We start from the raw sequence: 12,021 nt of genomic DNA, 5'->3' as shown, positions 1-12,021 counted from the left end.
GTCCGCCAAACACCTGCTTCATAAAGCGACTTATTTCACGTATTCGCCATTATCTACAGGGTCTGACTATTGACACATACATCAGTATAATCCTTTATGAGCTGGCACTGCACCACAGCACTGCACTGCACAGTTCATCAATATCTTTTCATCCGCTGATACAGCGGTGTAATCAACGCTATTCATAAGTATGAGTTAATTCTCTTACAAACCCTTATTATCCTGATCAAAATTGATTTTAATGAAAACCTGTATGTTGCCCCTTCCATCAAAAGTGCCGTTATTAATGGTGCTTTTGTTACTTGTTTCATTGTTCCCTTCGCAGGGATATGGACAAAAAATATATGCTAATAGTCAAACCAGCAAGGTGAATGGACTGTGTGTTTTATGTGGTGTGATCGATCCGGAGAATCCTGTCAATAACAACAGCCTTGATGATTATTCCAGCTTTGTGATAAATGTAGGTCTGCTCGGCGTGAGTGTAGAACAGACATTGATATTCCCGGCTGCAAGTACAGCAGGATGTGATTCCCTGATTATTGGCATCGGCAGTAGTAACGCCGTATTATCCGTTAATTTACTGGGAGGCATTTCCGTACAAACCTATAATGGGAACGTAGCTAATAACGATATCCAAACAATGTCTGCGGATGTATTACGACTCCTCCACGACAACAAACGTGCAGAGATTATGCTGAAACCTGCAGCACAGTTTGACCGGGTTAAGATAACATTGAACAGTAGCCTGTTGGGGTTATTAAACAGTTTCCGGTTGTATTATGCCTACCAGCAGTCTACCGCACCAGCCGCACCGGTAATATTACCAGGTAATAATACTATTTGTAGTGGCGACAGCACCACCTTTGCGGTTACCCCGATTACCGGAAATACCATTTCCTGGTATACAGCACCTACTGGTGGTACAAGCATCGCTACCGGCAATACATTAACAGTACAACCAGTTGAAACAACTATTTATTATGCGGAAGCTACCGCAGGAGGATGTATTAGCAAACGTACCGCTGTAACGGCCACGGTTAAACCCAGACCGGTCCAACCCGTAGTCAACAATCCGGTAGTCATCTGCAAAGGCGATACAGCCACTCTCACAGCTACCGGCACCAATATTCAATGGTACAATACCAACGGCACCTTGGTATTTATCGGTAGCCCGTATAAAACCATTCCGCCCGCAACAACCGTATACTACGCACAGGCAACAGAGAATGGCTGTAGTAGCACCCGTGCTGCAGACAGTGTCATCGTCAATCTGCCACCGGCTATACCTACGCTTGCTGCAGATACTGTACCTATCTGTATCGGCGATAGCGCCATATTCAGGGCCATTGCCCCCGCGAATGTCACCTTCAGATGGTATGCCAATCCGACCGGTGGCAATCCGCTCATATCCGGGCCAACTGTAATTTTATACAACCAACGCGTTACACAAACATTCTATGTGGATGCTACCAGCAAAAACGGTTGTGTAAGTATTGCCAGAAAACCGGTAACCGTATTAGTGAAACCCACGCCGGCAAAGCCAGTAGTGAATAATCCGGTAGCTATCTGCAAAGGCGATACAGCTACCCTTACCGCAACTGGTAATAACATTCAATGGTATAATACAACTACTGGTGGCACCTTACTGTTTACAGGCAGTCCCTATAGAATCAATCCACCTGCAACAACCGTATACTACGCACAGGCAACAGAAAATGGCTGTAGCAGCGCCCGCGCAGCGGACAGTGTCATCGTCAATCTGCCACCAGCTATACCTACGCTTGCTGCAGATACCGTACCTATCTGTATCGGTGATAGTGCCATATTCAGGGCCATTGCTCCCGCGAATGTCACTTTCAGATGGTATGCCAATCCGACTGGTGGCAATCCGCTCATCACCGGGCCAACTGTAATTTTATACAACCAACGCGTTACACAAACATTCTATGTGGATGCTACCAGCCAAAGTGGTTGTGTAAGTATTGCCAGAAAACCGGTAACCGTATTGGTAAAACCCACGCCGGCAAAGCCAGTAGTGAATAATCCGGTAGCTATCTGCAAAGGCGATACAGCTACCCTTACCGCAACAGGCAATAACATTCAATGGTACAATACAGCGACCGGTGGCACCTTATTGTTTACCGGTACCCCATATAAAATCAGTCCGCCCGCAACAACCGTATACTACGCACAGGCAACAGAGAATGGCTGTAGCAGCACCCGTGCTGCAGACAGTGTCATCGTCAATCTGCCACCGGCTATACCTACGCTTGCTGCAGATACTGTACCTATCTGTATCGGTGATAGTGCCATATTCAGGGCCATTGCTCCCGCGAATGTCACTTTCAGATGGTATGCCAATCCGACCGGTGGCAATCCGCTCATTACCGGGCCAATTGTAATACTATACAACCAACCCGTTACACAAACATACTATGTGGATGCTATCAGCAAAAACGGTTGTGTAAGTATTGCCAGAAAACCGGTAACCGTATTAGTGAAACCCACGCCGGCAAAGCCAGTAGTGAATAATCCGGTAGCTATTTGCAAAGGAGATACAGCTACCCTTACCGCAACAGGCAATAATATTCAATGGTATAATACGACTACTGGTGGCACCTTACTGTTTACAGGCAGCCCCTATAGAATCAATTCACCTGCAACAACCGTATACTACGCACAGGCAACAGAGAATGGCTGTAGCAGCGCCCGCGCGGCAGACAGTGTCATCGTCAATCTGCCACCGGCTATACCTACGCTTGCTGCCGATACCGTACCTATCTGTATCGGCGATAGCGCTATATTCAGGGCCATTGCACCGGCGAATGTCACCTTCAGATGGTATGCCAATCCGACTGGTGGCAATCCGCTCATCACCGGGCCAATTGTAATACTATACAACCAACCCGTTACACAAACATTTTATGTGGATGCTACCAGCAAAAACGGTTGTGTAAGTATTGCCAGAAAACCGGTAACGGTGTTGGTGAAGCCCAGGCCGGCCAATCCTGCATTTACCGTGCCATCAGGCATCGCCAGTCAGCCGGTATACATACCTATTACCAATTATCAGCCTGATGTACTTTATATCATACATATAAAGTATACTGATGGCTTCACAACAGTCTTAGACACCACTTTTACCGGGATGAACGATACTATCCCGGCACCATATAACAATAGTTCACTGAATGCGCAGGCTTCTATTGATGTACAAGCTATTAATAAAGTAACCGGGTGCAAGTCTGACAAGGTGAATAAATCGTTCACCATCAGCAAGCGTTTGTCTGCACCACCACTGCAACCATCTACAGTGGCCAATACGGTCAATACCCGGCAGCACATAGCGGAAGTACTGTATTTTTATCCGAACCCAACCAATGGTCTGATACAGATACAAACGAAAGAAGTGCTGGACGGTAGCCTCCTTATAGTAAATGACCGGGAAGGTAAACCCGTATACAGGCTTATAATGCATTCAAACACGATACAATTACCGGCGTCATTACCTGCAGGATTTTATATTATACAGGTGCGGACTAAAACAGGAAAGATCCTTACCGGGAAAGTGATATTGGAGAAATAACTTCCTATCCTGTTATTATATGTTTATAAAATAAGCGCCGGCAATAGCTCTATTGCTGGCGCTTATTTTATAATTTGCACCGTATCAACGCTCTCCACATACAAATTTGTATGCTCCTTACAATCCATTGTACTGGCGCTAATATCAGCTATCATCTACTACTTTTACAAAACATTTTTACAGCGGCTTACAACTATTGTATCCGTTTAAAAATATCCTTTCAATCATTATCAGTAGTATAAGTTATGGATCTCTATTTAAAAGGAAAAACAGCTGTCATCACCGGTGGAAGTCAGGGACTCGGCCGGGCCATTGCCAAAGAATTAGCCATACAAGGAGTGAAAGTATTCGTTAACGGACGAAACGAAACATTACTGGAGAGCTTTAAAGAAGAAGTAGCCGCTGCAGGCGGCATCGCACCTATTACATTCGCCCAGGATTTTGTAGCGCCTGACGGACCGCAAAAAATAGCAGCGGCAGCACTGGAAAGCCTGGGGCACGTAGATATTCTCATTAACAATGCCGGCCGCAGCCGCCAACTGGATATCATCGCGCCGGATGAAGAATGGGCAGCTTCCATGACATTAGACTTTGAGCGGCACCGGCAGCTCACCCAGCTGCTTTTACCCCAGTTTATCGCACGTAAGCAAGGAGCTATCCTCAACATTGCCAGCTCGTATGAACTACGTGTCATCAATGCCTCCGCAGTGGCCAAGGCCGCCGTAATTGCATGGTCCAAAGGGCTGGCGGCACAGTTGGCTCAATATGGCATTACCGTGAATAGCCTGCAACCGGGCATCATTGACACCGAACAAATCCGGCGTATTTTCCCGGGTGAAGAACGGCGCAAATTTGCAGAGCGGGAAATTCCCATGGGGGATTTTGGCGAGCCGCAGGATATTGCCAACATGGCGACCTTTCTGGTGTCTCCCCGCGCAAAATACATCACCGGCACCGTGGCGGTTGTTGATGGCGGCATGCGGCGCTATCCGTTCTAACAAGGTATATAACCAGTTATTGACAGCAGCCCATACATATGTTGTTTTTAAAGACAAATATTAAAGGCCGATAATCTTTTACCGGCCTTTAATATCCCATCCAGGTAAAGTAATCCCCCGGCATATTGCTTTCTCCTTTCGTTTAAACAGCAGCTGGCGAACGGTTATGCTACGTATCCAGATCCTCCCGCCACAATGTCAAGCGCTTCTTCCCAACGTGGCAGCTGCACATTATACAATAGCTGATCCATGTGTACCCAGGCATATTGTTGCCTGGCATCATGATTAGCCAGACTGATTTCCCCTGCCCACATGCGGGCATGAAAGCTCCTGAAATCGGGTCTGCTCAACGTCCAATCGATAGGCACACCCGCTGCCGCCACCAAAGACAAAAAAACGGTGATATAAAACAGATGCAGCAATTGACGCATCAGAAAGAACCGGGCACGATGATATATCGTCACGGATTCACCAAAGTAACTTTTAAGGTAAACCATTTCTTCCGCTTCATTCGTGACCACAAAGTTGGCGATTATTGCCAGGTCCACATAACGATCATTCAAAAAGGCGGCCTCCCAATCTACGATCCACGCCTTGGTACCATCAAAGAGGATATTTTCCGGCTTAAGGTCATTGTGGCAAGCCACCATATCTTCCTGATTACGGGGATAAACGCCTATAATATGCGTATGCAGGCGAACCAGTTCGGTAATCATACTTTCGGGTAACAACCCGGCCTCCTGAAATTTTCGCATGTAACGGTCTGCCATATCCAGATAATGTACCCTGTGCGAAAAAGGCGGTAACGAATGTAATCGCTTCAGTACAGCGGGTAGCTGTATCCTGGCCTCCTTGATTTGAAAAGTAGTGGCTGCTACAAAATCTGTGATAGCGATCCTGTCTGCGATACTCATATACCAGATTCGTGGGGCAATACCAGCTTCCGCAGCAGCTTTCATACAGGCATATTCATGTGTAGGATCACCGGCCATATCGGTACGGGTGATGATACGAAGCAGATAAGCTTTTCCCAGCACCACTATCCTGAAAACAAGTGCCGGTGAGAGCCCGGCTGTCAGTTCCTTGATATCTTCCCATTCACTTACACCAAATGTAAGCTGCAAGGCATTTTTCACGGCAATTTCTTTTGTTGCTGGCACCATAAAAGATAACAATCAGGTTCATTTAACAGCTCAAATATATAAGCGCCCATGCACTTTCCGGCACTTCAAAAAGTATATTTTTTTCAGCGAACCTTGTGCAGGTTATGAATGTTATTAAAATAACACCTATTACTTTTGAGGGCTCAGGTTAAAACGGAAATACTGCGGAATACACTACTATCAGGAAGATAAAAACCAATATCAGAGCGCTTTTTACACATAGCAAGTAAAAGTTGGAGTAACTAGTCACATGTCGGTCTTCCATAGCACTTCAATAACCATTCGTCATTTATGCAAATTAAGTAATCAGTTTTTTATGGTAAAGCACCGGTCGCATCGGTAAACAGATTCATACTGAAATAAATTATATACGGCATTGCTGTAAGTGCATTTCATTGCGTCAAGAATTCAGCTAAAGTAAATAAGCCCCATTTATCATGTTAATTAATGCTTATCCATGCAAGCACCTTCCTCAAACATTTTGCTGACCGGCGTAACCGGTATCCTGGGACGTCATATTCTGTATGAATTGCTGCCACTATATGTCTCCCATAAAAAGTATAAAATCATAGTAGTCATCAGAGATACCAAAACAGAAGATGCCAGACAAAGACTCCATAGCTTACTCAGCAGCCTATACAGGCCAGACTATCTAAATCAATTCTCGCTGGCTGAATTATCAGACAGCATTGAAATCATACCACACGATATCATTGACTTAAATGAAGATGATTTCAATCAGCTCAAAAAATATGCTCCCGTAACCGTCATTCATGCCGCAGCAGTTACTAACCTATCCAATACCCCCCAGGCCTATGAGGAACTACATCATAAAAACTATACGGCTACGCTGCGATTCCTGGAATGGGTAAATCCTGTTTTATCAAAATTCATCTTTATAGGGACGGCCTTTTCCATTGGGCATTTCGAAGGCATCATTCATAACAACTATCAGGAATTTTCCACCAATACTACGGCTCACCAAACATTAGCCGGCATCAATAGAAATCCCTATGAAATGCTGAAATCAAATGTTGAAAGTAAAATAATCACCTATTGCAATCACCATCATAAGAAGTGGCAACTATTGCGGCCCTCCATCATTTCCGGCAGACTCATGGATGCGCCACTATATTTCTCTCCCAAGTTCAACGTATTTTATGAATTTGGTAAATTCTTTTATGTATACAGCAACCGGATGAAAACCAAAAGTAACAGCATCCGAATGGTGGCTAACCACCAGGGTACGCTTAATATTATTCCGGTAGATTTTGTAGCCAAAACAATTACCCGCGTTTTTTGCAATGACGATATCTACGAGCTTAACATCGTGAGTTCGCACGGTGTCAAACTAGACTACCTGCTTCCACATACCGCATCTATAGTAGGTTTCCAATGTGAATTAGTGGAACAAGTACCCACTAACATGAATGATCTGGAAGCCGCTTACTACAGATTATATGCGCCTAATCTCACGCCGTATATTCAAACACCCTGTCATCAGTTCAACACTGCACAATTAAGAACGATCATGAGCGACATTCCCGAAATAGATGTACAGGAGGCATTTAAAGATCTTTTAGGTTATGCATTACAGCATGGATTCCGGGATCTGCATTAGTAAAACAATTTATCACAGTATGCCTGCAACAATATTTTAAAATTGATTAGTAAAAATATGGCAGGTAATATAAATTTGTCGACCATATATTCTACCTCCAAACTTATCCACTTTACACTTACTTTTTTCAAATGAAAAACTATTTATAATTTGGCCGTCGTATGATCATGTGCCTGTCTTTATTGTGAACAATTAACAGCGAGCGATAGTAATTCCTTCTGCGGATAATGTCATCTTTTTAATCTACCATATCTTATGCGAAAAGCCATCCTGTACATCAGCGCACTGCTGATCAGTGCTTGTGGAAAACAAGAAAAAAATATTTATCTGCCAGCTAATACGGTGTTAAAATCGGCGCTGGTGACCGGTCCCGTGTTCGACAACATGGCAGCGCTCAAAGCCAGTACCACCGTACCACTGCCCGGCAGTAACTGTACCTTATCTGCCTATTACGCTGCCGATGATGGCGGTGGCGGCGCTTTCACCTGGGATGCCGGCAGCACCTTACCAGACGATAGTGGGGTGATCATACAACCTACTTCCGTCACCGGAGCAGGACGCTGGAAAAGAATATACAGTGGAGCGGTCAGTCTGAAATGGTTTGGTTTGAAAACGGTAGAACAAGGCTTCACACAGGAGCAGGGCACCCGGCTGAATAGCATTCTGGCCAAATACCAACAGGTAAATTTTGACCTCAACGGCACCATTAATATTGATGCTCTCAATAAATTCATATCGGTACCCAGTAACAGCAAGATTACTTTCAGTAAAGACAGCTGTAAACTCCGGGTTATTCCCAACGGAGCTCCTGCTTATTGGTGCATGCGGTTATGGAATGTCCATGACTGTGAAATCAATAATGCCCACATCATCGGAGACAGGGTGAATACCGGTAACAGAACCGGAGAATTCGGAATGGGTATTGACATCCGTTCCTCTTCCCGTATTACGATCAACGACGCTACTGTAAAGGATTGCTGGGGAGATGGCATCTATATTGGTAAGGTAGGTACTACCACTAACAGGGATATACGTATTATTAATGCGGTATGCGATCATAACGGACGGCAGGGCATCTCACTGATCACCGGTGTAGGCATCACCATACAGAATGCCCGGTTGTTAAGGAGCGATATACATAGTCCCTGCGGAGGACTGGATATTGAACCCAATGACGTACATGATACGTTAATGGCTATACGCGTTATTAACACCTACACCAGTGGCAATAAAGGCAGGGGTATTAATGTTACCCCGGAGAAAATGGCGGGTACTACCACTGCTGTGGATATTCGTATAGAAGGGCATATCAGTGAACAGGATACACTTGGTTTTTCGGCATTGGGAATGTCGGATACCGCACTGGCTGGCAATGTGGTGTATGCCAACGGAAAAATCAGTCAGGCCAGCCGCAGTGGTATCAGTATCCGGCGGTATTCCTACAACATGCCACTGATCAGCATTCAGGATGCACAGGTGACGAACTGCAATACGGCCAAATCCACGTCTATCAAATACGGTGCTGCCGTCTGTATTTTCAGGGAACCTACAGAAACCAATCCCCCTCATATTGGCGCCGTTGAAATGATTAACCTGAAAATTACGGATGACCGGCCGGTACCGCTGCATGCTTCTGCTATCTATGTGCGGGACGAAGGAATGCCTAATAATGCTCCAGGCCCGGTGACCATTAAAAATCCGGTATCGCTTGGAGCAACGGTAAAAAGCCCGCTGGCATTCGCTTGCAGAGGAGTGATTCAGGACGATAATCATGTCATTGTCAAAAATCTGGTGAATGAAACCTTTACACAAAACTGGACCACTACCTATTGCAGGTACACCAATACCAGCAGCACAACACGCAGCATCGTCAATCTCGCCGCGTCAGCAGCGGGTTATCCGGATGTGGAATTTGTGGTAACAGCCGCGGCGGCGCTACGTATAAAGCCGGATGCAACGAGCATTATCCAGGGTCTCACCACAGCAGGAGGGTACCTGGAGAGTAACCAAACCGGCGCCACGATCATCCTGAGAAAAACAACTGCCAACGAATGGACGGTAGTCAAACAAACCGGTACCTGGACACCGGGATAAGCTTTCGCAGATAATCGCATTAAACATCCACCTATTTCAGGAGGAGCAAAATACAGGATAGCTGATCAGCTATCCTGTATTTTTTTATACATGGCTAACCGGGTATCTCTCGAATACCGTATGCGGGCTATTCACCTCAATGCTCTACTTGCCCTGCATTATCTTCCGTTGGCTAAAATGCTTACCTGGCCTATCAGGACCATATACATCCGATTACGGCACAACAGATATAAATATCTGCTGCATTATTGAAAACAGGTATAAATACCCGTTTTCAGAAACACATATTTACGCTCTTACTCAGGTTAGCAGATCGATAGACCTTTGTGAAGGTGCAGCTGTAAGCACACAAAAAAACAGGTCTGCCTGACTTGACAATAAGCAGGAGGTGAAACCGAAAAACCTTAACAGAGTAGGACTAAATTCTATACTATGAATCTTGGCTTAACCATGCGCTGGGGATACAGCGCGCTTCAGTTTAATGGGAATGCGTATGCCTATTTTCCATCCGACCATCTTAACAACATGCAGTCGTTTACGTTAGCTGCAACGTTTTTTCCCACTACCTCCACGGGTACGCTTATCTGGAATTCCTCCATGGCAATAGGCTGCCTGTTCGGACTTCACTACAAAGATGGATTTTTGCATTTCACGGGGCTACTGCATAACAAGGAAGGTATTGGAGTAACCTCTTCCACACCATTATCACTAAATGAATGGCACCAGGTGGCGGTCACATTTGATGGTCCCCAGCGATTGATTAAGTTATACCAGGACGGGAAAGAAGTAGCCAGTAAAGTAGTAGCAGGCGCCCCTTATCCGGATGTAAAACTGGCTACCCTCATCGGCGTTGGTAAGCAAATCACAACTTCCGGATATGAAAATTATCTCAACGGACAAATTGCCCGTGTGGTTATCTGGAAATCAGTCCGGAATGCTTTTGAGATCCTGGAGGACGCGCTGGCCATTACACCGCCAATGGAAAAATTACCCGACCTCGTTTTCTGGACAGACTTTACAGAAATGCCCACAGATGATCGTTCCGGATATGCTACACCTATTACGTACAGCACACCTCCTCCGAACTACCTGTACAGTATCCCTTCCGTAAAAGTGACGGAAAATGGCGCCATTGATTGCGGGGTTTATGCCGACTATGATTTTGGCGGCCATCAGCCCTATACCGTTGAAGGATGGTTCAATCCTGCTGCCAGTACAGATATGGCGGTGATACTTTCTTTTGCAAAAGACTGGCAATGGCAATACTACATTCAGTACGATAAAACCAACAGCCGCATTATTGCAAAGCGGAATACAGATAGTCAGGAAATCTATTCCAAGGAACAAATCACGGAAGGACGCTTTTATCACTTTGCCATTTCCTATAACGGCGATTCAAAAATGATGCGCCTTTATGTAAACGGCAACCTGCAAACAGCGGAGTATTTTCCTGCTCCGGTAGCCAGTATTGATCAGGGAAAATTGCTGATAGGTGGCAACGGCTTCACCGGATACTTTCAAAACGTTCGTTTGTGGAAAGCGTGTCTGGAGCAATCAGAACTCCGGCAGTGGATGCTGAATGATGTGATTACGGACCCAAGGCTGGTGGCTAATTTCGATTTCACCGTGACTCCGCCGATCGACTCCATGGGCCACGCTATTCAACTGCTCGAAGGCACGGCAAACACACTCGCCGATACTGTTATTAACCTGGAAGAGCGGAAAGCGCAATTAGGTATTGCCATGCCGATCAACTCGAGTTACTTCAACAATGTAGAGGAAGCGCCACTTCCTCCTCCGACAGGTATTAAATTTGCGCCCCAATCTGAACTTTTCTCTCCTGTTCATAAAGAACAAACCTTTACCGACCTGGTTAATTTGTTCAACCTGGATACAGCAAAACAATCCCACTTCCGGGAAGTTTTTGAAAAAGCGTATACGCAGGCAGAAACAATGTTTACAACAGATCCCCGGCTGGGAAAAGTAGTTACCAGAACGGATGAAAATGGCAGAACCAAAATCGTTTACCATAGCTTACGCGGAGATGTATTGATGTATGACCGTCCGATAGGAGAAATATCTGACTGTACTATTTGGTGGATATCCTTTACGTTCACGATGTCCGTTAGCTTTTTCGGCATATTCCTGCCATTGCCGATCTTCTCACCTTTTAATCAGATTCCGACAAAGGTCTTTAATCTGATTGTTAAAAATGCAAAGCTGGTAACGGCTATTACCGCTTTAGTGGGTACTGAAATCGGCGTAGCCTCCGGACTGAATATTATCACAGAAATGCACCGCGAAAAGGTATTATGGCCTGTCTTAAAATTCTCCTTCATTGCTGCGGGTTGGTTTGCCCTCGGGGCTGTACTGGCCAGAATCATTACCTTACTTACCGGTACGGTAGCCGCAGAAATACTGGCGAAGTTTATTGTATGGACAGCACAATTGACAAAACTTTCCCTGGAGTATCAGGGCAACTGTGGTAAGCTGGCAGAAAACAAGCCGGTTCCGGCTGTATAAACAGATAGCTACAACTATTTATAGATTGTCAGTAAC

6 protein-coding genes are annotated in these 12,021 nt (G+C 45.3%); 5 read left to right on the top strand and 1 reads right to left on the bottom strand.

Going from position 1 to position 12,021, the window contains the following annotated elements:
- Window positions 1–367 precede the first annotated feature (367 nt).
- Together OL444_RS06030 and OL444_RS06025 are read left to right on the top strand one after the other, a co-directional pair.
- Window positions 368–3,586 carry an Ig-like domain-containing protein gene (locus OL444_RS06030; protein ID WP_264734130.1) on the top strand — a complete coding sequence of 1,073 codons (3,219 nt, stop codon included), beginning with the start codon at window positions 368–370 and terminating at the stop codon, window positions 3,584–3,586.
- Window positions 3,587–3,831: 245 nt separating this feature from the next.
- Window positions 3,832–4,584 carry an SDR family NAD(P)-dependent oxidoreductase gene (locus OL444_RS06025; RefSeq protein WP_264734131.1) on the top strand — a complete coding sequence of 251 codons (753 nt, stop codon included), beginning with the start codon at window positions 3,832–3,834 and terminating at the stop codon, window positions 4,582–4,584.
- A gap of 164 nt (window positions 4,585–4,748) precedes the next feature.
- On the opposite strand, the gene OL444_RS06020 is transcribed toward OL444_RS06025, so the two are convergent.
- On the bottom strand, window positions 4,749–5,747 hold the full coding sequence (locus OL444_RS06020; RefSeq protein ID WP_264734132.1) for a phosphotransferase: 999 nt from the start codon (window positions 5,745–5,747) through the stop codon (window positions 4,749–4,751).
- A 457-nt stretch (window positions 5,748–6,204) separates the two neighbouring features.
- Between OL444_RS06020 and OL444_RS06015 the strand changes: the two genes are divergently transcribed.
- The 3 genes from OL444_RS06015 to OL444_RS06005 all read left to right on the top strand — a co-directional run bounded on the left by OL444_RS06015 (window position 6,205) and on the right by OL444_RS06005 (window position 11,985).
- Entirely contained in the window at window positions 6,205–7,368 is a 1,164-nt protein-coding gene (locus OL444_RS06015) for an SDR family oxidoreductase (protein WP_264734133.1), read from the top strand.
- Between the two features lie 255 nt (window positions 7,369–7,623).
- A complete protein-coding gene (locus OL444_RS06010; RefSeq protein WP_264734134.1) occupies window positions 7,624–9,462 on the top strand; it encodes a right-handed parallel beta-helix repeat-containing protein in 1,839 nt (612 codons plus the stop codon).
- A gap of 432 nt (window positions 9,463–9,894) precedes the next feature.
- Window positions 9,895–11,985 (top strand): LamG domain-containing protein, encoded by a 2,091-nt coding sequence (locus tag OL444_RS06005; RefSeq protein WP_264734135.1) that lies wholly within the window; start codon window positions 9,895–9,897, stop codon window positions 11,983–11,985.
- Window positions 11,986–12,021 lie beyond the last annotated feature (36 nt).

Source organism: Chitinophaga nivalis, assembly GCF_025989125.1.
In the GTDB taxonomy this organism is placed as follows: domain Bacteria; phylum Bacteroidota; class Bacteroidia; order Chitinophagales; family Chitinophagaceae; genus Chitinophaga; species Chitinophaga nivalis.
The sequence above is the reverse complement of the archived record's forward strand: the minus strand, read 5'-3'. Positions and strand labels throughout refer to the sequence as shown.

What these genes read in the sequence shown, in the direction of transcription:
- OL444_RS06005 (WP_264734135.1), top strand. Translation starts at nt 9,895, where the DNA reads ATGAATCTTGGCTTAACCATGCGCTGGGGATACAGCGCGCTTCAGTTT.
- OL444_RS06015 (WP_264734133.1), top strand. Translation starts at nt 6,205, where the DNA reads ATGCAAGCACCTTCCTCAAACATTTTGCTGACCGGCGTAACCGGTATC.
- OL444_RS06020 (WP_264734132.1), bottom strand. Translation starts at nt 5,747, where the DNA reads ATGGTGCCAGCAACAAAAGAAATTGCCGTGAAAAATGCCTTGCAGCTT.
- OL444_RS06010 (WP_264734134.1), top strand. Translation starts at nt 7,624, where the DNA reads ATGCGAAAAGCCATCCTGTACATCAGCGCACTGCTGATCAGTGCTTGT.
- OL444_RS06025 (WP_264734131.1), top strand. Translation starts at nt 3,832, where the DNA reads ATGGATCTCTATTTAAAAGGAAAAACAGCTGTCATCACCGGTGGAAGT.